Below are 23,746 nucleotides of genomic sequence, written 5' to 3'. Positions count from 1 at the left end.
AAGTGTGTTCGAGTACGCAGTCGCCGTCGGGTCCGACCGTCTGGCCGAGCGCCTCTTCGGCGCGTCGTGCAAGGCCCTGGGCCGGGTGCCCGCACGTCGGCTCGGCGGCGTCCTGACCGAGCTCGACTCGGACCTCGCCCGCCGGGTGCTGTCCCGCGCCGAGGTCCTGCTCACGGGGTGGGACACCCCGCAGCTGCCCGCGAGCGTCCTCCGCCACGCGCCCAGACTGCGGCAGGTGATCCATGCGGGCGGTTCGGCCGCCGGCCTGTTCCCCGACGGTGCGCCGGGCATCGAGCTCGCGGACATGGGCGAGACCAACGCCATACCCGTGGCCGAGTACACGCTCGCGATGGTCCTCCTCGCCAACAAGGACGCGATGCGAGCCGTCAACCTGTATCGCGAGCGCCGCGCGCACATCGACCGCGAGCACGAGTTCGAGCTGTCCGGGAACTACGAGCGGACCGTCGGGATCGTCAGCGCATCCCGCACCGGCCGAGCGCTCATCGAGCTGCTGCGCTCTTTCCCCTCGTTGCGCCCGCTCGTCCACGACCCGTACCTGAGCGCTCGCGAGGCGTCTGCGCTCGGCGTCGAGGTGGCGAGCCTGTCTGACGTCATGCGGCGCAGCGACGTCGTCACGTTGCACGCCCCCGTCCTGCCGGAGACGATCGGACTCATCGACGCTGAGATGCTCGCTCTGATGCGGGATGGCTCGACGCTGATCAACACCGCGCGCGGCGCGATCGTCGACCACGCGGCGCTCGAGCGCGAGCTGTACACCGGGCGGATCAGCGCGGTGCTCGATGTCACCGAGCCTGAACCGTTGCCGGCCGACGCGCCGCTGTACGAGCTGCCGAACGTCGTCCTGACCCCGCACATCGCCGGGTCCATGGGTTCCGAGCTGCGGCGGATGGGCAACAATGTCGTTGCGGAGCTCTGCCGCTACGCCCAAGGCGCGGGCCGGTCCGGTCCGGCCCCCGCGATGGACGGCTGACCGGCCCATGTTGCGGATACGATCTGCACCGACGCACCAGGGAGGTGTGACACGACGATGACCGACCCGGGGCCGGTGCGAGCCGCGCGTCTCGCCGACGTGGCTCGCCTCGCCGGCGTCTCGGCGGCGACGGCGTCCCGCGCGCTCAACGGCAGCGACCGTGGCGTGCGGGAGGCGAACCGCGCCAAGGTTCTCGAGGCGGCACGGTCGCTGGGGTACACGACGAACATCGCCGCGCAGGCCGTCGCGCGCGGCCGGGCACGTGGAGTCACCCTGGTGGTCAAGGGCATGCCGGACGACTTCGCGAACCCCATCACTGCCGGAGTCGTCTCCGCCGCCGAGCGCCGCGGGCTACCGTTCACGCTGATCTCGGCAGGGACGGACCCTGCCGACCTGGTCGAGGCCGTCAGTCTTGCGAGGGGCCACCGTCCCGAGATCCTCGTGATCACCGGAGGCAGAGCGTCGCACGACGCGACCATCCCCGCGCTGGTCGAAGCGTTGCGGCACTACGAGGAGGAGGGCGGGCGCGTCGTCCTGATCTCCCAGGAGGGCCTGCCGTTCGATACCGTCGCCTACGCCAACCGGCGTGGCGGCTACGACATGGCCAATGCCCTCGTGGGTCTCGGCTACCGAAATTTTGCGGTCATCTCCGGGATGAAGCACGGGCGCACCCAACGCGACCGTACCGAGGGTTTCGTCGCCGGACTGGCGGACAACGGCATCGAGCTCTCGGCCGACCGGATCCTCATCGGAGACTTCTCCCGCGACGCCGCCTACGCACTGACCGGGGAGCTGCTGCGCCGCAACATCGAGGTCGATGCCGTGTTCGCCGTGAACGACTCGATGGCGCTCGGCGTGCTGACGTTCCTGCGGGACACCGGTGACGCGCGTCGCGTCGCGGTCGCGGGCTTCGACGACATCAAGGCTCTGCGTGATGTGACGCCATCCCTGACCACGGTGCACCTGCCGTGGGACCAGGTCGCCGAGGAGGCCCTGGCGATGGCCGTCGCACCCCGCCACGACACTCCTCGGACGACGATCATCGAGGGGCACGTCATCGTGCGCGAGAGCACACCCCCGATCGCCCACTGACCTTCGGCCCGTCGCGCTGCACGCACCTGGAACGGGCATGCCTCGGCTATAGCACGTGCTGCAAGCGCATTCCGTTATCCCCTTCTCATCGCCGACATGGCCTGTTAAGTTGGACGGCAATCGCTTTCCATCACTGAATACTCTGGGAGATCGCAATGTCGCGACCCGTCATGAGTGCCCCTTCCCCGAGACGAGAGCCAGCCACCCGCACGAGACCACGCCGACGGTCCGTCGTGCTCGGCGCCGGGCTCGCGCTCGCCGTCCTGTCCGGTGGCCTCGCGCCGGCTGCGGGCGCCGACCAGACCAGCAGCGCTCCCTCGCCGGCCACAGCGGCGCTCACAGCCGGCGAGGCCCCGGCGGGGGCCCTCGACCACCTGGTCCTCGGCGACCCGGCATCGGAGGCCGGGCACGAGTTCACCGGCGACGGGTCATCGATCGTCGACGGCGAGGACGGGCACACCGCACGCACCGCAGAGCCCACCGACCCGCCCTCGCGGAACCTGACCGACCTCACGTTCGAGATGGCGGTGGACCCGGCCGAGCAGAACTACTTCTCCCTGACCCTGTTCGGCGGGGACGCCTCGGCGTTCAAGACCGCTGTGCTCGTGGACGGCGAGCTGGTCCAGTACCTCAACGGCGGCGACTACCAGGCGCTTGACGTCGCCACGCAGGGCGGGCTGCCGGGCCGGTTCTTCCGCGCGACGGCGATGCTGCCGCTGGTCTCCACCCAATCTCACGAGCGGGTGCAGGTGACGCTGCGGACGTACCACCCGAGTACCGCCGGGACGGCGACGGCGTCGTCCCGGCCGTACTACGCGGTGACGACGCACCTGGAGCCCGCGCTCCTCCCCTCGGCGTCCGACGGGTTCGACACCGATCACGCCGTCACCACCCAGGCACGCGAGCCGCTCGAGCCGGCGCAACAGCAGGCGAAGATCGACGCCTACCGGACCCAGCAGGTCACGGACTTCGAGGACCTGACCGCCAAGGCGGACTCCGCCGAGACGGCGGTGCTCTCGATCACCAGGTACTCCGACGAGCTGCGGTTCTACGCCGAGTGCCTGCACCAGGACTGGTGCCCGGCCAGCACGTCGTCCGAGAAGCGTGCGGCGATCGACCGCATCCTGCGCTCGATCGACAACTACACCCGGCAGTACTACGGCGACGTCCGCAGCCTCGCCTCGGGAGGCCACCAGTCCGACTGGGGTGGGTATTACGGTGCGCTGGGCGAGGCCCTGTACATCGTCGAGCCGCTGCTCGCCGACCCTGACGTCATGGGCACCGACGTGTTCGAGGCCTTCCTGGACGAGCCCTTCACCACCGGCACCGCCGACAGCCCGAACAGCATCGTCGGCCTCGACCTCGACGGCGGCGAGCTGACCCGGCGCGAGGCCTACGAGCGGGTCCTCAAGGCCAACTTTGACTTTGCACGGTCGCGCCTGTCATACATCTCCAACCAGGTCTACTACACCTACGAGGGTGCCTGGAAGGCGCACGAGGGCCTGCGGGTCATCGGTTCGGACCACTTCGAGGGGACCGCGCGCAGCCACCAGATTCTCGGCGAGGCGCTCGGCCTGCGCCCCTTCCTGGGCGAGGAGGTGCTCGTCGGTCCGGACGGCGGGGACCTCGACCTCTATCACTCGCTCTTCTATCACGACGGTTCGGCTCAGCTCACCGACGACTACCTCCAGGTCGTGATGCGCGGCCTCGCCACCAGCAAGCGGGACGCCGACGGCGACGTGGTGCGCCGCCTTCCCTACGGCACCCACTATCCGTCGATCACCCCGGCCGGCATGTACCGCGAGAACGGGTACGTGGGAAGCTACGGGGAGACGCCGAACTACTATCCGTCCTGGTTCTGGCGACTGGCCGGTCACCCCGCCGACGCCGAGATCCGCGACGAGCTGCTGAAGCTGGCGCTGCGCAACCTGCACGCCCGCGGGCAGACCCGGTACCAGGGCACCGACGCCGACGGGAACCGGGTCATGACGATGGACCAGGTGGTCGACTGGCGGAACAACGCCTACCCGGGGAAGGTCGCGTACTCCACCGAGCCGAACACGCCCCAGATCTTCGCCTACGCCGGCCTCGAGAAGTACCTCGCGGAGCACGCGAAGGACTACGCGGGCGACGAGTGGGAGCCGTACTGGGAGTACGCGCGGGAGGCCACCGGCTGGCTCCAGCAGGCGCTGGTCGACAACCAGGTCTTTCCCTCCTTCGACAAGATCCTCTCCCAGCGCAACTACGACCTGCGTCTGAGCGAGGAGTACGCCTTCGTCACCGGCGGCCGCGCAGAGTATGAGTCGCTCGGGAAGGCGGCCGCGGGCCGTGTGCTCCCGCACACCGACCTCGCGCGGTACAGGGACGATGAGCTCGCCGCGCTCGGTGTCGAACGGGACGCGACGCCGGACTTCGCGTGGGTCGACGTCGACAACCTGTTCGTCACCTTCCGCGACGGCGACACCCAGGTCACCGGCACGCTGAACTACCGGAACATGGGCGTGACGTCGGCGGCGCGGCTGCACGCCCGCACACCCCACGCGGCACAGCACGCGCAGGTGCGCACCGAGTCCGTCGTGACGTCCTCCGAGACGTTCCTGCGCCCGCACTCGGTCGAGATGGACATCATCCAGGACCGCTACACGGTCCCCGGTGAGCAGATCCTGGCCATGACCGGCGAGCTGTCGCCGGTCAGCCTCCAGCCTGGCGTCGGGCCGATGAACCGCGACAACTTCGCCGTCGACACACCGTTCTCGAGCTACCCCGACCTCGTGACCGCCCGATACGGCGACTACCTGATCGCCGTGAACACCACCCGGGACGCCTACGAGAACGCCGCGTCGCACACGGTCGAGCTCCCGGCGGCCGTGACGGGCCGGGTCCGCGACCTGGTCTCCGGCAAGGCCGTCAAGGTGCGCGGCGGCACGGTCACCCTCAAGCCGTCGTCGGCCGTCGTCCTCGACCTGGGCACCCCGGCCAGCACCTCGCGGCCGAGCCAGGTCCTGGCGATCGACGCGACGGTCGGTGCCGGCGCCGGGGGTACCGACGCCGCAGCGCTCACCTGGGGACGGTCCGCGGGCGCGACATCATTCGACGTCGTGCGGGGAACCAGCTCCGACCTGGACGACGGCGTCGTGGTCGCCGAGGGTGTGACGGGGCAGTCGGTCGTGGACGAGGTGCCCGCCCCCGGCACCTACTACTACAGCGTCGTCGCACGGAACGATGCGGGTGCGGCTCCGGCCGCCCAGCCCGTCATCGTCGAGGTCCGCCCTGCCTCCGCCGGGCTGTCCGGTGCGGGCTGGCGGGGCGACCAGGTCGGCGAGACCGGCGGCACCGTGACGCGGGAGGGTGACTCGATCACCGTGTCCGGCGCCTCGGGCGCCGGCTTCGCCGGCGGCGACGAGGCGATCACCGAGCGCTGGAACGGCATCGGCCGCTACCAGCCCGACTCCCTGGTGCTCGCGTCCCGGTTGGTGACCGGCGACGCGCTGGTCTCCGCGGACCTGGGTGCCGACCCCGCGGACGGCGCCGGCGTCACCCTCCGGCAAGGCGCGTCCGACGTCAGCGAGTACATCTGGCTGGGTGCCGAGGACGGCCGGATCGTGCTGCGCACGCGGTCGCTCGACACCCGGGCGTACATCGGCCACGGCATCCCCGGGCACAACGCCGGCGGAGAGACGAGGAGCCCCTACCTGGTGCCGACGCGCACGCTGGACGCGGCCGACTACCGGCACGTCCGGCTCGTACGGACCGCGCACTCGCACCAGGTGGTGGCCTACGCGTCGACCGACGGCACCGACTGGGTGACGCTCGGCAGCGAGATCGTGCCCATGCTCGATGCCACGCTCGCGGGCGTGAGCCTGGCGGACGGCTCGGCCACGTTCACGGACGTCACCGTCACGGACCTGCCCGAGACGACGCAGGCGACCTGGGTCGTCGAGGGAGACCAGGGTGCGCACACCGTGCGCTGGACCAAGCCGGCGCGCGCCGTCTCGTTCGACGTCTACCGGTCGGCCGACCCCCAGGGAGCGACCACGGACCCGCAGGACTCGCCGTCCGGGTGGGAGCACCTGACCACGACGCGCGACCTGCGGCACGACGACGTCGTCCTGGCCGGCAGCGCCACCTATGCCGTGGTCGCGCGGACACTCGACGGGACGACCACGACCTCGATGACCGCGCGGGTCGACGCCGAGGGGATCGAGGCCGTCATCGATCAGGCGCGTGCGCTCGAACCCAGCGACTACACGGAACGGAGCTGGGCGTCGTTCGTCGCCGAGGTCGACGCGGTGGAGGCACTTCGGGACACCGACGGAGCAGACGAGGCGGACCTGGTGCAGCGGGTCTACGACGCCTACACCCTGCTCAAGCCCGTCTTCCGGCACTCGTTCGAGGACGACGAGCCCGACGTCTGGCTGCACGGCGGCCGTGCCCCGGGGACGTACTCCGCCGGCGTGGTCGACGACGGCGCATGGACCGGCGAGCGGTCGCTGCTGTTCACCAGCACCGACACCACGGGCGACGCCGGGCACAACGTGTGGGTGAAGTCCCGCAAACAGGGCGGCGTCTCCCCGGTGGTGGCCGAACCCGTGACCGAGTACCGGATCTCGTTCTGGTACCAGCTGACGGACTACACGCCGGGCGAACAGGTCGGGGCGTATGCGTTCTTCCGATCGTTCGCACAGGGCGCGGGCCTCGGGACCGAGCAACGCAACTGGCTGCCGGTCTCGGCAGCGACCGAACCCGGCGAGTGGGCGAGGTTCGAGCAGACCTACACGACCCTCGACGGCAACGTCGACAACATCGAGGTGTGGCTCGGACTGCGCGGCTCGGAGGGCACCTTCCGCGTCGACGACGTCACGGTCGAGCCGGTCGAGCCGCCGACGCTCGGTGAGCTCCTCGAGCAAGCCCGCGCCGAGGACCCGGCCTCGTACACGGACGAGAGCTGGGCCGCGTTCGTGGCCGAGCTGGACCGCATCGCGACCGCCGCGGACGAGCCCGGGGCCGACGAGGAGGATCTGCTGACCGAGCTCCACGACGCCTACGCCCTGCTCATGAGCACCTGGTCGCACGGGTTCGAGGCCGCCGACGCCGACGTGTGGCAGCTCGGCAGCACCCCGAGCACGCCCGGGACCTACACCGGTGAGGTGGTCGACGACGCCGCGGCCTCGGGCGAACGGTCCCTGCTGTTCACGAGCACCGACACGACCGGCGACGCCGCATTCCAGCACTGGGCACACACCCGCAAGCAGGCGGGCGTGTCGGCCGTCCGGGCAGAACCCGCCACCACGTACCGGATCTCCTTCCGGTACCAGCTGACGGACTATGCGCACGGCGACCAGGTGGGCGCCTTCGCGTTCTTCCGCTCGTTCCGCGGTTCGTCCGGCGTCGGGACCGAGCAACGCAACTGGCTGCCGGTCTCGGCAGCGACCGAACCCGGCGAGTGGGCGACGTTCGAGCGGGAGTACACCACGGTGGACGGCGACATCGACTCGATCGAGGTGCTCCTCGGGTTCCGCGGGTCCCAGGGTGCGTTCCGCGTCGACGACGTCCGCGTCGTCGAGGTGGCCGGCTAGGGCCGCCGAAGGCCCGGGCCTGCGGGAGCGTCGGCCCTGGCGCCGCACCCGCCGTCGATCTGGAACGGCGGGTGCGGTGTCCTCTGCGGAGGCCTTCCTCTCTTGTTCATCCGCATGTGCGGAGCTAGATTCACTTCTATGCCGCAGATGCGAATCAGTGAGGCTGCCGTCTACCTCGGCGTCAGCGACGACACCGTCCGCCGCTGGATCGACCGCGGCATGCTGCGGGCCACGACGGGCGCGTCGGGCCGCACGGTCGTCGACGGGTACGAGGTGGCCATGGTCGCCCGGGAGCACGCCACGCCGCCCGGTCTGCCGCCCGGGATGAAGAGCTCCGCACGCAACCGGTTCGTCGGACTCGTCACCGAGCTCCAGGTCGATACCGTGATGGCCCAGGTCGAGCTGCAGTGCGGCCCGTTCCGGGTGGTGTCGCTCATGAGCAGCGAGGCGGTCCGCGACCTCGGGCTCGAGCGCGGTTCCGTCGCGGTCGCCGTCATCAAGTCCACGAACGTCGTCGTCGAGACACCTGACCAAGGCGACGCATGACGGCGCAGCCTCACCGCGCGCGGGCCACCGCCGCGCTGCTGGCCGCGAGCGCCGCCGTCGGGCTCGCCGGTTGCAGCACCGACCCCGGAGCCGAGACCACCGTCACCGTCTTCGCCGCCGCGTCCCTGACGGAGGCGTTCGAGCAGATCGCCCACGACTTCGAGACCGCGCACGACGGCGTGGACGTACGGCTCAGCCTTGCCGGCTCGTCCGACCTCGTGGCACAGATCCAGCAGGGCGCACCCGCCGACGTCGTCGCCTCGGCCGATACCGCGAGCATGGACAGGCTCGTCGCGGACGGCCTCGTCGGCACCCCGCAGGACTTTGCGACCAACAGCCTCGAGATCGCCGTCCCGCCCGGCAACCCGGCCGGCATCGCGTCCCTGGAGGACCTGACCGATCCCGACCTGCACCTGGTCGTCTGCGCACCGCAGGTGCCGTGCGGCGCCGCCACGACCGCCGTCGTCAGCGACTCCGGCCTGACGCTGCACCCGGTGAGCGAGGAGCAGAGCGTCACCGACGTGCTCCACAAGGTGGTCGTCGGCGAGGCGGATGCCGGGATCGTCTACGTCACCGACGTCGCCCGCGCCGGTCCCGGCGTCGAGGGCGTCTCGTTCCCCCAGGCCGGCGCCGCGGTGAACACCTATCCCATCGCTGCCGTGACACAGACCGACGCGGATACCGACCACGCCGCGCTCGTCCAGCAGTTCATCGACGCCGTGCAGGGTCCGGAGGGTCAGCGTCTGCTCGCCGACCTCGGGTTCGTCGCGCCATGACCACCACCCGCGCCCCCGCCACCAGCAGGCGCACCACTCGCGACCCGGCCGAGGTCCCTGCCGGGCTCCCCCGGTGGGCCTACGTGCCCGCTGCCGCCGGCGGACTGTTCGTCCTGCTGCCGCTGGTCGCCCTGGGCACGCGGGTCGACTGGGCCGGCTACTGGAGCCTCGTCACCAGCGAGTCCTCCCGCGCCGCCCTGGCCCTGAGCCTGCAGACCGCCACCACCAGCACGCTGCTCTGCCTGATCCTCGGCGTCCCGATGGCGCTCGTGCTGGCCCGCGGACGGTTCCCCGGGCGGGACCTCCTACGGTCCCTGGTCCTCGTGCCGCTCGTCCTGCCTCCGGTGGTGGGCGGCATCGCGCTGCTGTCCGCGTTCGGCCGGCGAGGCCTCCTCGGGGAGTCGATGGAGGTGCTCGGCCTGCAGGTCGCGTTCTCCACGACGGCGGTGGTGCTCGCGCAGAGCTTCGTCGCCCTGCCGTTCCTCGTCGTCAGCCTCGAGGGGGCGCTGCGCACCGCCGGCGAGCGGTACGACGTCGTGGCCGCGTCCCTCGGTGCGAGCCCCACGACGGTGCTGCGCCGGGTCACGCTGCCACTGGTGTGGCCGGGGCTCGTCTCCGGCACGGTGCTGGCCTTCGCCCGCGCGCTCGGCGAGTTCGGTGCGACCATCACGTTCGCGGGCAGCCTGCAGGGCGTCACCCGCACGCTTCCGCTGGAGGTCTACCTGCAGCGGGAGACCGATCCCGACGCCGCCGTCGCGCTCTCCCTGCTGCTGGTCGCCGTCGCCGTCGCCGTCATCGGCCTCACCCACCGCCGAGGAGCGTCCCGATGACGTTCGAGCTGACCGCCGTGGTGCCGTCACGCGGGTTCGACGTCACGCTCGACGTGGACGAGGGCAGCACCCTCGCCCTGCTCGGTCCCAACGGCGCCGGCAAGTCCACGGCCCTGGGTCTGGCCGCGGGGACGCTGCGCCCGCACGACGGCGAGATCACCCTCGACGGGACCAGGCTCGCCCACGCCCGGGCCGGGCGCACCGAGGCCTGGGTCGCGCCGCATCGCCGCCGGGTCGCTCTGCTCGCCCAGGACCCCCTGCTGTTCCCGCACCTGAGCATCCGCGACAACATCTCCTTCGGCCCGCGTGCCCAGGGCCGTCCCCGCCGGGAGGCCGCCGCCGCGGCCGCCCGGTGGCTGGACGCCATGGACCTCGTCCACCTCGCCGACCGCCGCCCGGGGGCGTTGTCCGGCGGCCAGGGGCAGCGCGTCGCGATCGCCCGCGCGCTGGCCGCGGCACCCCGGCTGCTGCTCCTGGACGAGCCCCTGGCCGCCCTCGACGTCGACGTCACGCCCGCGCTGCGCCAGACGTTGCGGCGCCTGCTGGTCGGGCAGACCACGATCATCGCCACCCACGAGGTGCTCGACGCCCTGCTGCTGGCGGACGAGGTCGCCGTCGTCGACGACGGCCGTGTCGTCGAGCGAGGGCCGACGGCGGAGGTCCTGTCACGGCCCCGCAGCGCCTTCGCCGCGTCGATCGCCGGCCTCAACCTGGTGTCCGGGACGTGGACCGGCGACGGCGTGGTCACGGCGAGCGGCGGCGTCGTGCACGGGTACGCGTCGCATCCCGAGGTACCGGTGGGAGCCGCGATGACCGCGGTGTTCCGCCCCGCCGCCGTCGCCCTGCACCTGACCGACCCGCACGGCTCGCCGCGGAACACCTTCCGCGGGACGGTGCGGTCGGTGGAGCCGCGCGGCGACCTGCTGCGGGTGCGCACCGACCAGCTGGCCGCCGACGTCACGCCGCAGGCCGTGGCGGAGCTGTCCCTGGTGCCCGGGCGCGCCGTCGTCGGGACCGTCAAGGCGGCGGAGGTCGACGTCTACCCGGTGTGACCCTCAGGCCGCGCCCTGTCGGCGGCCGGGTCGCCCTCCACGTAGGCGACGAGCCGGTCGATGACGGCCTGCGCACGGTCCTGGGTGAGAGGTCCGCTGAGGTAGCACGTCGCACGGTCGCCCCGGGCGTGCACGCTGGGGACCTTCCGGCTCTTCGGCGCGATCATGTCCTCCTCCCCGCGCTCGCGCAGGTGCGTCGCCGCCACGGTCAGCGTGCCGTGCGCAGGCGCCTCCGGGCGCGGGTCGGCGGACACGGTGAGCTGCAGGACGACAAGCTCGTGCCCGGCGTACGACCCTCGAAAGACGTGGAGCGCACGGCCGAACGCCCCCGGGGTGGCGAAGTCCCGGAACGGCGCGTACGTCTCCCAGCCCTCGACGGCACCGTTGTCGATCAGCGCGTAGGTCAGCCCCCGCTCCCTGCCCCACGCCGGGAACGACGCGAGCTCCTGCTGCTGCGTGGCGGTCTCCCTGCGCATCGTCCACCGTGCCCACAGGAGGAAGCCCGCTATCACGAGGACGACGAGCGCGACGACCGCGCCGAGGACAGCCAGCACCGTGACGAGAACGTTCATGCCGAACGACGCTACCGCAGGTCACAGGCCGTGGCCCACCACGGCACCGGCCTCAGTCGTGGGTGTCACCCCCGGTGCGCGAGCTCCAGCCGGTACCCCCGCTTGACGACCGTCTTGATCAGGTCGCGGCGGCCCGCGGCCTCGCGCAGCCGCGCCACGGCCACCTCGACGGCGTGCCCGTCGCGGGAGACGCCGGGCAGCACGTCCAGCACCTGCTCGCGCGAGACGACGTCACCGCCGGCGGCGGCGAGCAGCCGCAGCACCTCGACGCCGGTGGGCGACAGGGGCAGCACCTGGCCGTCCAGCACCGCCACGCGGGCACGGATCAGGAGCGGTCCCGCGACGGTGCTCAGCGCGACGGACTCGATGTGCTCGTAGTGCCCCACCAGGGCGCGCACGAGTGCACCGAGGCGGCCCCGCTCGGGCTCGAGCGGCGTGATGCCGCGGGCAGCCAGCGGCCGGGAGGTGACCGGTCCGACGGACGCCACCACCATCTCCCCCGTCTGGCACCGGGACACCACCTCGTCGCGCACCCCGGCGGTCTCGACCGCTTCCATCCAGGCCTCCGCCCCGGGAGCGGAGGTGAAGACGACGGCGTCGATCTCGCCGGCTGCCGCCGCCCGGACCGAGGCCTGCACCGCGTCCGGGTCGGGCGCGGGGCCCCAGCGGTAGACGACGAGCGGGGAGACCTGGGCACCGGCCTTGGCGAACACCTCGTCGAGACCGTCGGCTCCGGCGCCGTGGTGCTGGATCGCCACGTGCAGCCCGCTCACGCCCTCGCTGAGCAGCACCTCGGCGACCTCGGCGGACGTCTCGGACTCCGCGACCCAGTCCGCGGCCAACCCGGCCGCCTGGACCGCGCCCCGAGCCTTGGGGCCGCGGGCCACGATGCGGGCGTCGCCGAGCACGCGCAGCAGGTCGTCCGCGAAGCCGTGGGCGTCGGCCGCCTCGATCCAGGCCCGGAAGCCGACGCCGGTCGTGGCGACGACGACGTCCGGTGGGTCCTCGATGAGGGCGGCCGTGGCCGCGACGAGAGCGTCGTCGTCCACGTGCGGGATCATGCTCAGCGCGGGAGCGTGCCGGATCGCGGCGCCGCGACGCTTGAGGGCGGCGGCGAGCTCACCGGAGCGACGGTCCGCGGTGACCAGCACGGTGCACCCCGCCATGACCTGCCCCAGGGCAGGCCTCGCCGAGGTGTCAGCCACGCGCGTCCCCCAGGACGACGTCTCGTCGATCACTCACACCCTCCAGCAGGCCCGGCGCCGCCACGTCTCCGACCACGATCACGGCGGGAGCACGGACCCCGAGCTCGTCGGCACGCTTGGCCGCCAGGTCGAGCCCGACGCGCGTCACCCGTTGCTCGGGGGTCGACCCCCGTTCCACGATCGCCACGGGAGTGTCCGGGTCCGCGCCGGCGTCGAGCAACCGGGTCACGATCGCCGGCAGCGAGGACACCCCCATGAGGACCACCAGCGTAGCCGCATGCTGCGTGACGCAGGCCACGGCGACGTCGTCGAGATCCTGCTCGCCGGTCCGGGTGTGCGCGGTGACGACGTGGAACGCCGTCGTCGTCCCGCGGTGCGTGAGCGGGATGCCCGCGAGCGCCGGTACCGACAGGGCCGAGGAGACGCCGGGCACGACGTCGACGGCGACCCCCGCCGCCGCGCAGGCCGCGTACTCCTCGCCGCCGCGCCCGAAGACGAACGGGTCGCCGCCCTTGAGCCGCACCACGTGCCGGCCGGCGCGGGCGTGGCGCACCAGCAGCGCGTTGATCTCGTCCTGCGGCACCTTGTGCGCCCCGGGCGCCTTGCCGACGTCGATCACCTCGACGTCGTCCCCGAGGTCCTCGAGGACCTCCGAGGGCACGAGTCGGTCGTGGACGACGACGTCGGCCCGGGCGATCGCGCGCCAGGCCCGGTAGGTGAGCAGGTCGGCCGCGCCGGGGCCGGCCCCGACGAGCGTGACGTGCCCCGGGGCGCTCATGTCAGGCCAGCCCCACGTGCACGACGCCGTTGCGCACCTCGGCGGCGAAGGACTCCAGGTGCACGCCCAGGCCCGGCTTCGGGGTCTTGCCGCCGGACTCGAGGCACGCTCCGGTGGCCAGGGCGAAGACCTGCTTGTAGATCGGCGAGGCGACCGTGGGCTCCTCGCCCCGGCTGCCGACGATGCCGCGGGACATGACGTTCGCCCCGGAGTACGGGTCGAGCTGCTGGACCGCCCACACGGTGTCGTCGAGCAGTCGGTAGACCGCAACCTGCACGGTGGAGCCGTCCCCGCGCTCCAGCAGGGCGGCGGCCCCGCGCTCGGGGACGAGCGCGTCGAGCCGGCACACGGCGACCCACCGGGAGACGGGGGCGGTCCCCTGGTCGGCGACGCTCACGGGGGCCTCCATGTCGGTCGAGATGGTCGGGGTGTCGGTGACGGCGCTCATGCGCGGACCTCCAGCGTGGCGCCGGCCACGAGGACCGGACCGGTGAGCGACGGGTCGACGGGGCCGTCCGGCCCTGCGGCGATCTCCTCGGCGGTGGCCGGGCGCTTCTGCCCGCGCTCGGCGACGTACGCGAGGGCAGGGTCCGGCGTCGTCGGCGCGTTGACGAACGAGCCGAAGCGGGCGAGCTTCTCCGGGTCCTCGAGGACGGCCTTCCACTCGTCCTCGTAGGCCTCGACGTGCCGGTCCATCGCGGCGTCGAGGTCGGCGCAGATGCCGAGCGAGTCCTCGAGGATGACCTCACGGATGGCGTCCAGGCCGCCCTCGTACTCCTCGACCCACGGCGCGGTGCGCTGCAGGCGGTCGGCCGTGCGGATGTAGAGCATGAGGAAACGGTCGATCGCGCGGAGGAGCTCGTCGGTGCTCAGGTCCTCGGCGAGGAGCTGGGCGTGCTTGGGCGTCTGGCCGCCGTTGCCGCCGACGTAGACGTTCCAGCCCTTGTCGGTCGCGATGACGCCCACGTCCTTGCCGCGGGCCTCGGCGCACTCGCGAGCGCAGCCGGAGACGCCGAGCTTGAGCTTGTGCGGGGAGCGCAGGCCGCGGTAGCGCAGCTCGAGCTCGACCGCCATGCCCACCGAGTCCTGCACGCCGTAGCGGCACCACGTGGAGCCCACGCACGACTTCACCGTGCGCAGCGACTTGCCATACGCGTGGCCGGACTCGAAGCCGGCGTCGACCAGGCGCTTCCAGATCTCGGGGAGCTGCTCGACGCGGGCGCCGAACATGTCGATGCGCTGGCCGCCGGTGATCTTCGTGTAGAGGCCGAAGTCCTTGGCCACCTGCCCGACGACGATCAGGCCCTCGGGCGTGACCTCACCACCGGGCATGCGCGGCACCACGGAGTAGGTGCCGTCCTTCTGCATGTTGGCGAGCATGTGGTCGTTGGTGTCCTGCAGCGCGGCCTGCTCGCCGGCGAGGATGTGCCCGTTGCCCTGGCTGGCCAGGATGGACGCGACGACCGGCTTGCAGATGTCGCAGCCGCGGCCCGGGCTCGACGCGCCGTCGGGCACGACACCGAAGCGCTCGATGATCTCCGTGAACGAGTGCAGGTCGGCCACCCGCACGGCGTCGAAGAGCTGCGCGCGGGACATCTCAAAGTGCTCGCACAGCGCGGTGCTGACCTCGATGCCGGCCTTGGCCATCTCGGTCTCGGTGATCTTCTTGACCAGGGGCAGGCAGGCGCCGCAGGTGGTGCCGGCGCGTGTGCAGCTCTTGACGTCTCCCACGGACGTGCAGTCGTGCTCGGTCACGGCACCACGGATGGCGCCGGCCGAGACGTTGTTGCAGGAGCAGACGTTCGCCTCGTCGGGCAGCTCGAGGTCGGGGGCTCCGCCACCCTCGGGCAGCAGGAACGCCGCCGGGTCACCGGGCAGCTCGGCGCCCAGCATCGGGCGCAGCGAGGCGTAGGGCGCGGCGTCGCCGACGAACACGCCGCCGAGCAGCGTCTTCGCGTCGTCGGACATGACGAGCTTCTTGTAGACGCCCGCGGTCGGGTCGGCCCACACGATCTCGATGCAGTCCTCGGTGCGGCCGTGCGCGTCCCCGAAGGACGCGACGTCGACGCCCGACAGCTTGAGCTTGGTCGCGGTGTCCGCGCCCGGGAACTCGGCCTCGCCCCCGAGGAGCTGGTCCACGACGACCTCGGCCATCGTGTTGCCCGGCGCGACCAGGCCGATGCAACGACCCTCGATGCAGGCGACCTCCCCGATCGCCCACACGTGCGGGTCCTCGGTGCGGCAGGTCAGGTCGACGACGGCGCCGCCGCGCTCGCCGATCGCCAGCCCGGCCTCGCGGGCCAGCTCGTCGCGCGGTCGCACGCCGGTGGCCATCACCACGACGTCGACGTCGAGACGACCGCCGTCGGCGAAGTCCATGCGGCCCACGTGACCGGTGCGGCGGTGCGGCTTCATCTCCTTGGTGGCGGTCTCGGCGCGCACCGCGATGCCCTTGTCGTTGATGAGGCGCTTGAGCGCCTGGCCACCGCCGAGGTCGACCTGGACGCCCATCAGGTGCGTACCGAACTCGATGACGGTCGCCTGGGCGCCGAGCGCCTTGAGGGCGCCGGCGGCCTCCAGGCCGAGCAGGCCACCGCCGATCACGGCGCCGCGGACGGGCTTCTCGACGACGCCACCCCGGGTCTCGACCGTGTTGGCCTCGCGCTTGGCCTCGACCCAGCCGCGCAGCTCGGCGACGTCGTCGATGGTGCGGTAGACGAAGACGCCGGGCAGGTCGTTGCCGGGGATCGGCGGGCGCGCCGCGTTCGACCCGGTCGCCAGGACCAGCTCGTCGTAGGCGTGGACGGTGCCGAGCCGGTCGGTGACCGTCCGGGCCTCGCGATCGATGGCGACGACCTTGCAGTCGCGGTGCAGCTCGACGAGCGGGTCGTCCCAGAGCGCGGGGTCGCCGAGAGTGAGCTCCTCGGCGTCGCGGACCTCGAAGTAGCGGGTCAGCCCGACGCGGTCGTACGGCTTGCGCGGCTCCTCGGCGAAGAGGCTGACGCGCCACTCACCGGCTGTGTCGCGGGCGCGCAGGGCCTCGACGAAGCGCTGCGCGACCATGCCGCCGCCGACGACGACGACGTGGCGCCGGCCGTCGGCCTGAGCTGAGGTGGGGGGCTCACTGGTCATGTCCCGAACCTAGGCAGCCGCCGTGACCGCACCGTCAGGGGGTGGTTACCCCACGGGAACATCTTGCTCACGCGTGCGCCGTGGTCCGTGAGAGGAGCCGGACACAGTCGTCGCGCGACGGTGGGCCCAGGCGCACTTAAACGCTTCAGCACCTTCCGCCTGCGGGCATCTTCCGGCACGGTGGCCCGTGCCAGGGACCCCGACCGGAAGGACCCACCCATGACCCGCCTGAGGACCCGCACCATCGCGGGGATCGCAGCCGCCACGCTCGCCGCCGGCGGCGTGAGCGCGCTCGCCGCCCACAGCGCAGCCGCCGACGACGCGCCCGGCATCCATGTCTCGGACGGTCGCATCGTCGAGGCCGACGGCACCGACCTGGTGCTGCGCGGTGTCAACCACCCGCACGCCTGGTACGCCCAACAGACCGGCTCGTACGCCGACATCAAGTCGGTCGGCGCCAACTCCGTGCGGGTCGTGCTCGCCAGCGGCGACCGCTGGCCCCGCACCGACGCCGCGCAGGTCGCCGACATCATCGACGAGTGCGAGACCCACCGCCTGATCTGCCTGTTCGAGGTGCACGACACCACCGGCTACGGCGAGCCCGAGCACGCGCCGGGCGCCGCCAGCCTCGACCAGGCCGTCGACTACTGGGAGTACCTCTACCCGACGCTCGCCGGCTCCGAGGACAAGGTGCTGGTCAACATCGGCAACGAGCCCTACGGCAACGACGCCGCGACGAACGCCGGCTGGGCGGACGACACCTCCGCCGCGATCCAACGCATGCGGAGCATCGGCTACGACCACGCCCTCGTCGTCGACGCCCCGAACTGGGGCCAGGACTGGCAGCGCATCATGTACGAGCAGGCGCCCACGGTGGCGGCGGCGGACCCGCAGGACAACACGATCTTCTCGATCCACATGTACGGCGTGTACTCCCAGGCGGCCACGGTCACGGACTACCTCGAGCACATGGTCGGCCTCGGCGTGCCCACCATCGTCGGTGAGTTCGGCTGGGACCACTCCGACGGTTCTGTGGCCCTCGACGCCATCCTGTCCGAGACGCGTCGGCTCGGGCTCGGCTGGTTGGCCTGGTCCTGGAGCGGCAACAGCGGGGGCGTGGACTACCTCGACCTCGTGGAGAACTTCGACGTGAGCACTCCCTCGCCCTGGGGCGAGCGGATCTTCACCGGGCCGGACGGGCTGTCCGAGACCTCGGTGGAGGCATCGGTCTTCGGTGGCGGCGGACCCACGCCGACCCCGACCCCGACGCCCACCCCGACCGAGGACCCGGTGGAGGGCGCCTGCACGGCCGCGCTGACGGTCGCCAACTCCTGGCAGGGCGGGTACCAGGCCCAGGTCACCGTGACCGCCGGGGACTCCGCCGTCGACGGCTGGAGCACCACCCTGCCCGGCGGCGTCGTCGTCGACCAGCTCTGGGGCGGAACGCTGGGAGCTGACGGCACGACCGTGACCCACGCCGCCTGGAACGGCTCGCTCGGTGCCGGGGCGACGGCGTCGTACGGGTTCATCGGGTCGGGCGCACCGCCGTCCGACGGCGAGGTCGGCTGCGAGGCCTGAGCCTGCTGCCGGGAGGATCCCGGTGCGCCCGACGGCGAGGGGACCGCGTCGGGCGCACCGGAGCATGAGAGCTACACGACCGCGAGGCCGGCCGGCTCGGGCTCGGCGTCCGACGCGTCGTCGGCGCCGCGCGTCGCGCCCAGCCAGTCGGCCAGCCCGCACACGGCCTCGCGGCATGTGCCGCAACCCGTCGTCGCGCGTGTAGCGGCCGCGATGTCGTCGGGCGTCCGGGCGCCGTCGTCCCAGCACCGGGTGATGTCGTGCTTGCTGACGCCGTTGCACCGGCAGACCGTCGCGTCGTCGGGCATGTGCTCGGGGGACGTCGCAGGCTCCGCGCTCGGCATGACCGGGGTCAGGAGCAGGAACGCCGGATCGACCGGCACCGGGGTACGGCGTGTGTAGGCCGCGGTGAGGTCGGCCGCGACCCGGGCGTCTCCGACGCAGGTGGCGCCCACGAGGATCCCGTCGGCGACGACGGCCTCGATGTAGCGGCCACCCGAGGCGTCGTGCAGCGTGACCGACCGTTCCCCGGCCGCCGGTTCGCGGGTGCCGCTCACGCCCATCGCGACGATGCTGAGCGCACCGGCCTTGACCTTGACGACGTCGGTGCCGCGGGTGTCGACACCCTGGTCCGTGGCCGCCCGGGAGGCCAGCAGCGTCCCCAGCCGCACCGCCATGGACGGCCGGGCACCCTCGTGCGGGAACCGCAGGTGTTCACGGGGCGTGTTGTCCCGCTTGGACTGCTCGGCCCGGACCGCCACCAGGGAGGTCAGATGCTCCGCCAGACGCCGCGCCTGGTCCCAGCCCTCGGCCACGAGGCCGCGAGAACCCTGCGGCGGCTGTGCGCAGTCACCGATCGCGTACACGTGCGCATCGTCCGGGCTCGCCAGATCGTGCCCGACGACGATTCCCCGATCCGTGGTCAGACCCGCGTCGCGGGCGATGCCGGTCTCCGGCACGGTGCCGGTGGTCAGCACCACCAGCCCGGCAGCGATGACCTCGCCCTCGCCGCCGTCCCCGGTGTCCAGCCGCACACCCACCACGCGGCCGCCCGCCACGAGGACCTCGCTCGGCAGGGTCTCGCAGCGCAGCGTGATCCCGGCGTCCCGCAGCCCCGCGGCCACGACCGCCCCGGCGGCGGAGTCGAGCTGCCGGGACATCGGGGCGGGCGACAGGTCCACGAGCGTGACCTGCAGTCCGCGCCCCGCGAGCCCGTGGGCCGCCTCCACCCCGAGCACCCCGCCCCCGACGACGACCGCCCGCGGGGTGTTGACGCTCGCGGCCACGATCTCGCGGGCGTCGTCGAGGGTGCGCAGCGCGTGCGCCCCGCCCGGCAGGTTCACCGATCCGGCGTCGTCGACCAGGCCGGGCAGGGGGAAGACGCGCGCCTGCGAACCGGTGGCGAGCACCAGATGGTCGTAGGCGTGCACCGCCCCGGCCGAGTCCGTGACGGTACGGGCGTCGCGGTCGACCGCCACGGCGGTCACCCCGCGCAACGTGGTCACGTGGTCGCCGGTCGGCTCAGGCATCGAGATCGCCGCGACGTCGGTCCGGCCGGCGACGACGTCGCTGAGGAGCACGCGGTTGTACGGCTCGTACGGCTCGGCCCCCAGCACGGTGATGTCAAACGACTCGGCGCTGCGACGCACCAGCTCGTCGACCAGTCGTGAACCGACCATGCCGTTGCCCACGACGACGATCTTCAGCGGAACGTGGAGAGTCATACCGAAACCTCCTGGGTGACGGGGGTGTCCTGCGCGGCGGGCGTGGCAGGGCTGATGCTGACCGCGCACACCTTGAACTCGGGCATCGAGGAGATCGGGTCGACGGCGTCGGACGTGAGCCGGTTGACGCTGCCGATCCCGCTCCAGTGGAAGGCCATGAAGACCGTGTCGGGACGCACGACGTCGGTCCATCGGGCGATGGCCTCCACCACGCCGCGTGCGGACTCGACCCGAACCAGAGCGCCGTCGGCCACCCCGAGGCGCAGCCCGAGCTGCGGGTGCATCTCGACAAAGGGTTCGGGCGCGATCCGGTCGAGCTCCGGCACCCGCCGGGTCTGCGCGCCCGACTGGTAGTGCTGCAGCACCCGGCCGGTCACGAGATACGTCGGGGCGTCCGTGCGGACGTCGTCCGTGGGGCCGCCGTGGTCGACCGGGACCATGCGTGCGCGACCGTCCGGCGTCGCGAACTTCTCCAGGAACATCCGGGGCGTGCCCGGATGGTCCTGACTCCCGGAGGCGGTGGGGGTCGCCGGGCAGGGCCAGAACAGCCCGTCGCCGCCAGCCTCCTCGTGGGCGTCCAGTCGCGCGTGCGACAGCCCCGAGTAGTCCGCCGGACCGCCCGCCGAGGCTCGCGCGAGCTCGTCGAAGACCACTGCCGGGTCCGTCGGGAACGCCACCGGCGAGCCGAGCCGCCGGGCGAGCTCGGCGAGCAACCACAGCTCCGAGCGCGCCTCACCCGGTGCCTGCGTCGCCTGCCGGCGCCGGATGATCCGGCCCTCCAGCGACGTCATCGTGCCCTCCTCCTCCGCCCACTGCGTCACGGGGAGGACGACGTCGGCCAGCCGCGCGGTCTCCGACGGCACGAAGTCGCACACGACCAGCAGGTCGAGCGCCTCGAGCCGCTCACGGATCCGGTCGGCGTTCGGGGCAGAGACCAGGATGTTCGACCCGTGCACGAACAGGACACGCGGACCGCCCGGCGTCGCCAGGGAGTTGAGCAGCGCGACGGCCGGCAGGCCCGGTCCCGGCAGGCTCGCCGGGTCCACGCCCCACACGCCGGCGACGTGCTCACGGGCAGCCGGGTCGTCGATCTTGCGGTAACCGGGGAGCTGGTCGTTCTTCTGGCCGTGCTCGCGCCCGCCCTGGCCGTTGCCCTGACCGGTCAGGCAGCCGTAGCCCGAGCCGTGGCGACCGACCAGGCCGAGCGCCAGGGCGAGATTGATCGCCGCGGTCACGGTCGCCGTGCCCTGGGCAGACTGCTCGACGCCACGTCCCGTGAGCACGTAGGCGCCGCGCCCACCGTGCGACGGCGCAGCTGCGGCAAGGCGGCGGGCGGTGACACGCAGCTCCTCGGCCGGGATGCCGCACACGGTCTCCGCACGCTCGGGCCACCAGGCCGCGACCGACCTGACGACGTCGTCCCACCCGGAGGTGCGCTGCGCCAGGTAGTCGCGGTCCACGAGACCCTCGGCGACCACGATGTGGAGCAGTGCGAGCAGCACCACCATGTCGGTCCCCGGCACGGGCTGCAGGTGGATTCCCTGACCGTCGTCGGCGAGCCGGGCCGTGGCCGAGCGTCGCGGGTCCACGACGACCAGACCGGCACGCTCGCGCGCCCCGGCGAGGTGCTGGACGAACGGCGGCATCGTCTCGGCCGGGTTGGAACCGAGCAGCAGCACCACCTCGGCACCGCCCAGGTCGGTCAGCGGGAACGGCAGCCCCCGGTCCGCACCGAACGCCCGGTTGCCGGCCGCTGCCGCCGAGGACATGCAGAACCGGCCGTTGTAGTCGATGCTCGGCGTGCGCAGGACGGTCCGGGCGAACTTTCCGAGCGCGTACGCCTTCTCGTTGGTCAGGCCCCCGCCACCGAAGATCGCTACACCCTGCGGACCGTGCTCCGCCTGGACCGCGCGCACCCGGGACACGATGAGGTCGAGCGCCTCGTCCCAGGTCGCGGCAGCCAGGTCTCCGTCGGCGCCGCGCACCAACGGGGTAGTGATGCGGTCCGGCACACCGAGCACCGTGGCACTGGTCCAGCCCTTCTGGCACAGCCCCCCGGCATTGGTCGGGAAGTCACGCGGCGCGACGGTCACCGGCAGGGGCTCACGCCCGCCGGTGCCCGGCCGTCCGTCCGCACCAGCGGACGACGTCGGGGCCCCGGCGGGCGTGAGCTCCATGCCACACTGCAGCGCGCAGTACGGACAGTGCGTCTTGGCAGACGTGGCAGGGATCGAGCTCATACTCGGGCAGCTCCCATGACGCTGCTGCGGCGGCAGTACACGAACCAGGTCGTGGCAGCCATCACCACGTAGGCACCGATGAACACCCACAGGGCGGGCACCAGGGATCCGGTCGCGTTGGTGGACATCGCGAACCCACGCGGGATGAGGAACCCACCGAAGGCTCCCACGGCCCCGGCGATACCGATGCACCCGGCTGCGGCCCTCGCCGTCGCTGCGCCGCCACCTCCCGCACTGGCGACCCGGAACGCCGCCGGGATCATCCGGTAGACCGACCCGTTGCCGATGCCCGTCGCGATGAACAGCAGCATGAACGAACCGAAGAACAGGGCGAACGAGCCGGTGCCGAGCGCCTGGATCGCGCCGATCGCGCCGACGATCATCACGGCGAAGCTGGCGATCGTCACGATCGCGCCGCCGAGCTTGTCGGAGATGATGCCGCCGACCGGCCGTGCGACCGATCCGACGAGTGCCCCCATGAACGCCAGCGAGAGGGTGACCTCCGGGAACTGCCCGGCCAGCAGCGTCGGGAACGCCCCGGCGAAGCCGACGAAGCTGCCGAAGGTGCCGATGTAGATGAACGAGATGATCCAGGTGTGCTTCTCCCGCAGGGCGACGCCGAACGACCGCGGGTCCGCCTTGGCCGTGCCCAGGTTGTCCATGAGCCGCCACGAGAGCACGACCGCGAGCAGGATGAACGGGATGAACACCAGTCCGGCCCGCTGCAGCGAGACCCCGGCGGCAGTGACGATCACCAGCGGCACCACGAACTGCACGACGGCGGTCCCGAGGTTGCCACCGGCCGCGTTCCAGCCCAGCGCCGCCCCCTTCTCCTTCTCCGGGTAGAAGAACGAGATGTTCGCCATCGAGGAGGCGAAGTTCCCGCCGCCGAGTCCGGCGAGCGCCGCGACCAGCAGCAGGACACCGAACGACGACTCTGGACGCTGCACGATGAACGCCAGGGCCAGCGTCGGGATGAGCAGCAGCGCCGCGGAGATGATGGTCCAGTTGCGCCCGCCGAACACCGGCACGGCCAGCGTGTACGGGATGCGCAGCGTCGCACCCACGAGCGCCGGGACACCGATGAGCCAGAACATCTGGTCGGCGGTGAGCTCGAAGCCGGCGGCGGGGAGCTGCGGGACCACGATGGACCAGATCGCCCACACGCAGAAGCCTAGGAACTCGGCGAAGATCGACACCACGAGGTTGCGGCGGGCGATGCTGCGCCCGCCGTTGCGCCAGAAGACGGGGTCTTCCGGGTCCCAGTGGTCGATCCATCGGCCGGACCGGTGGACCGGTCCGCGTGGTGGCGCGTCGACCGCTGCCACATCACTGACATCGGGGGTGGTGGCGGTACCTGTCGGCACCGCCTCGGACGAGGTGGTCCCACTAGTCGGAGCGACCATCGTCGTTCTCCCATCCGTGCTCGTGCCCGACGACGCCGGGCGGGGCCACGGCACCCGGCGGGTGCCGGGTGCCGGACCGGCTCGACGTCGGGCCGGTGAGGACGACAGTAGGAACAGGGTGTTTCGCTGTGCGGTGTAGGGGCGTGAATTCTCGATGAGGCGAATCTCTCAGCCGAGGGTACCTGGCTGTGAGTTCCGGGTTCGGCATGCAGGAGGGTCGGCCCTGCGCTTGACTTCCAACTGTCGGA

Annotated in this window: 16 protein-coding genes; 8 read left to right on the top strand and 8 right to left on the bottom strand. The window is 72.2% G+C overall.

What is annotated here, in order from left to right:
* Positions 1 to 4: 4 nt before the first annotated feature.
* From PZC42_RS17860 to PZC42_RS17830, 7 genes are all read left to right on the top strand, one after another.
* Entirely contained in the window at positions 5 to 991 is a 987-nt protein-coding gene (locus PZC42_RS17860; RefSeq protein WP_277212979.1) for a hydroxyacid dehydrogenase, read from the top strand.
* 57 nt (positions 992 to 1,048) lie between these two features.
* Positions 1,049 to 2,083 carry a LacI family DNA-binding transcriptional regulator gene (locus PZC42_RS17855; protein WP_277212978.1) on the top strand — a complete coding sequence of 345 codons (1,035 nt, stop codon included), beginning with the start codon at positions 1,049 to 1,051 and terminating at the stop codon, positions 2,081 to 2,083.
* A 233-nt stretch (positions 2,084 to 2,316) separates the two neighbouring features.
* Complete coding sequence (locus PZC42_RS17850) at positions 2,317 to 7,659, top strand: carbohydrate binding domain-containing protein (protein WP_277212977.1); 5,343 nt, start codon at positions 2,317 to 2,319, stop codon at positions 7,657 to 7,659.
* Between the two features lie 138 nt (positions 7,660 to 7,797).
* Entirely contained in the window at positions 7,798 to 8,205 is a 408-nt protein-coding gene (locus PZC42_RS17845; protein WP_277212976.1) for a TOBE domain-containing protein, read from the top strand.
* Entirely contained in the window at positions 8,202 to 8,981 is a 780-nt protein-coding gene (gene modA, locus PZC42_RS17840) for a molybdate ABC transporter substrate-binding protein (protein WP_277212975.1), read from the top strand. The genes PZC42_RS17845 and modA overlap by 4 nt, the downstream gene beginning before the upstream one ends.
* Positions 8,978 to 9,811 carry an ABC transporter permease gene (locus tag PZC42_RS17835; RefSeq protein ID WP_277212974.1) on the top strand — a complete coding sequence of 278 codons (834 nt, stop codon included), beginning with the start codon at positions 8,978 to 8,980 and terminating at the stop codon, positions 9,809 to 9,811. The genes modA and PZC42_RS17835 overlap by 4 nt, the downstream gene beginning before the upstream one ends.
* Positions 9,808 to 10,863, top strand: coding sequence for a sulfate/molybdate ABC transporter ATP-binding protein (locus tag PZC42_RS17830; protein WP_277212973.1), 1,056 nt, complete (start codon positions 9,808 to 9,810; stop codon positions 10,861 to 10,863). Before PZC42_RS17835 ends, PZC42_RS17830 begins: the two co-directional genes overlap by 4 nt.
* Here the strand turns inward: PZC42_RS17830 and PZC42_RS17825 are convergent.
* From PZC42_RS17825 to nirB, 5 genes are all read right to left on the bottom strand, one after another.
* Positions 10,851 to 11,435, bottom strand: a complete 585-nt coding sequence (locus PZC42_RS17825; RefSeq protein ID WP_277212971.1) for a hypothetical protein — start codon at positions 11,433 to 11,435, stop codon at positions 10,851 to 10,853. The two genes, PZC42_RS17830 and PZC42_RS17825, sit on opposite strands and share 13 nt — an antisense overlap.
* 65 nt (positions 11,436 to 11,500) lie before the next feature.
* The gene (locus tag PZC42_RS17820; RefSeq protein WP_277213028.1) at positions 11,501 to 12,601 is read right to left on the bottom strand and encodes a uroporphyrinogen-III synthase; all 1,101 of its coding nucleotides are present in this window, start codon (positions 12,599 to 12,601) and stop codon (positions 11,501 to 11,503) included.
* Positions 12,602 to 12,632: 31 nt separating this feature from the next.
* Positions 12,633 to 13,418, bottom strand: a complete 786-nt coding sequence (cobA, locus tag PZC42_RS17815) for a uroporphyrinogen-III C-methyltransferase (RefSeq protein ID WP_277212969.1) — start codon at positions 13,416 to 13,418, stop codon at positions 12,633 to 12,635.
* 1 nt (position 13,419) lies between these two features.
* Positions 13,420 to 13,827 (bottom strand): nitrite reductase small subunit NirD, encoded by a 408-nt coding sequence (nirD, locus tag PZC42_RS17810; protein WP_277213026.1) that lies wholly within the window; start codon positions 13,825 to 13,827, stop codon positions 13,420 to 13,422.
* Positions 13,828 to 13,862: 35 nt separating this feature from the next.
* On the bottom strand, positions 13,863 to 16,550 hold the full coding sequence (gene nirB, locus PZC42_RS17805; RefSeq protein ID WP_277212968.1) for a nitrite reductase large subunit NirB: 2,688 nt from the start codon (positions 16,548 to 16,550) through the stop codon (positions 13,863 to 13,865).
* Positions 16,551 to 16,769: 219 nt separating this feature from the next.
* Here nirB and PZC42_RS17800 point away from each other — a divergent pair, with 219 nt between their 5' ends.
* The gene (locus PZC42_RS17800) at positions 16,770 to 18,128 is read left to right on the top strand and encodes a cellulase family glycosylhydrolase (protein WP_277212966.1); all 1,359 of its coding nucleotides are present in this window, start codon (positions 16,770 to 16,772) and stop codon (positions 18,126 to 18,128) included.
* 71 nt (positions 18,129 to 18,199) lie between these two features.
* On the opposite strand, the gene PZC42_RS17795 is transcribed toward PZC42_RS17800, so the two are convergent.
* The 3 genes from PZC42_RS17795 to PZC42_RS17785 are packed head-to-tail and all read right to left on the bottom strand — an operon-like array spanning position 18,200 to position 23,498.
* Positions 18,200 to 19,852, bottom strand: a complete 1,653-nt coding sequence (locus PZC42_RS17795; protein WP_277212964.1) for an FAD-dependent oxidoreductase — start codon at positions 19,850 to 19,852, stop codon at positions 18,200 to 18,202.
* Positions 19,849 to 22,029, bottom strand: coding sequence for a molybdopterin oxidoreductase family protein (locus tag PZC42_RS17790; RefSeq protein ID WP_438802971.1), 2,181 nt, complete (start codon positions 22,027 to 22,029; stop codon positions 19,849 to 19,851). Before PZC42_RS17790 ends, PZC42_RS17795 begins: the two co-directional genes overlap by 4 nt.
* Before the next feature lie 59 nt (positions 22,030 to 22,088).
* Positions 22,089 to 23,498 (bottom strand): MFS transporter, encoded by a 1,410-nt coding sequence (locus PZC42_RS17785; RefSeq protein WP_277212961.1) that lies wholly within the window; start codon positions 23,496 to 23,498, stop codon positions 22,089 to 22,091.
* Positions 23,499 to 23,746: the final 248 nt, after the last annotated feature.

The organism is Isoptericola croceus (assembly GCF_029382255.1).
Taxonomy (GTDB): domain Bacteria; phylum Actinomycetota; class Actinomycetes; order Actinomycetales; family Cellulomonadaceae; genus Isoptericola; species Isoptericola croceus.
This window is presented reverse-complemented; position numbering and strand designations above follow the sequence as displayed.

What these genes read in the sequence shown, in the direction of transcription:
- PZC42_RS17855 (WP_277212978.1), top strand. Translation starts at nt 1,049, where the DNA reads ATGACCGACCCGGGGCCGGTGCGAGCCGCGCGTCTCGCCGACGTGGCT.
- PZC42_RS17845 (WP_277212976.1), top strand. Translation starts at nt 7,798, where the DNA reads ATGCCGCAGATGCGAATCAGTGAGGCTGCCGTCTACCTCGGCGTCAGC.
- modA (WP_277212975.1), top strand. Translation starts at nt 8,202, where the DNA reads ATGACGGCGCAGCCTCACCGCGCGCGGGCCACCGCCGCGCTGCTGGCC.
- PZC42_RS17835 (WP_277212974.1), top strand. Translation starts at nt 8,978, where the DNA reads ATGACCACCACCCGCGCCCCCGCCACCAGCAGGCGCACCACTCGCGAC.
- PZC42_RS17830 (WP_277212973.1), top strand. Translation starts at nt 9,808, where the DNA reads ATGACGTTCGAGCTGACCGCCGTGGTGCCGTCACGCGGGTTCGACGTC.
- PZC42_RS17825 (WP_277212971.1), bottom strand. Translation starts at nt 11,435, where the DNA reads ATGAACGTTCTCGTCACGGTGCTGGCTGTCCTCGGCGCGGTCGTCGCG.
- PZC42_RS17820 (WP_277213028.1), bottom strand. Translation starts at nt 12,601, where the DNA reads ATGGCGGGGTGCACCGTGCTGGTCACCGCGGACCGTCGCTCCGGTGAG.
- cobA (WP_277212969.1), bottom strand. Translation starts at nt 13,418, where the DNA reads ATGAGCGCCCCGGGGCACGTCACGCTCGTCGGGGCCGGCCCCGGCGCG.
- nirD (WP_277213026.1), bottom strand. Translation starts at nt 13,827, where the DNA reads ATGGAGGCCCCCGTGAGCGTCGCCGACCAGGGGACCGCCCCCGTCTCC.
- nirB (WP_277212968.1), bottom strand. Translation starts at nt 16,550, where the DNA reads ATGACCAGTGAGCCCCCCACCTCAGCTCAGGCCGACGGCCGGCGCCAC.
- PZC42_RS17800 (WP_277212966.1), top strand. Translation starts at nt 16,770, where the DNA reads ATGACCCGCCTGAGGACCCGCACCATCGCGGGGATCGCAGCCGCCACG.
- PZC42_RS17795 (WP_277212964.1), bottom strand. Translation starts at nt 19,852, where the DNA reads ATGACTCTCCACGTTCCGCTGAAGATCGTCGTCGTGGGCAACGGCATG.
- PZC42_RS17790 (WP_438802971.1), bottom strand. Translation starts at nt 22,029, where the DNA reads ATGGAGCTCACGCCCGCCGGGGCCCCGACGTCGTCCGCTGGTGCGGAC.
- PZC42_RS17785 (WP_277212961.1), bottom strand. Translation starts at nt 23,498, where the DNA reads ATGGTCGCTCCGACTAGTGGGACCACCTCGTCCGAGGCGGTGCCGACA.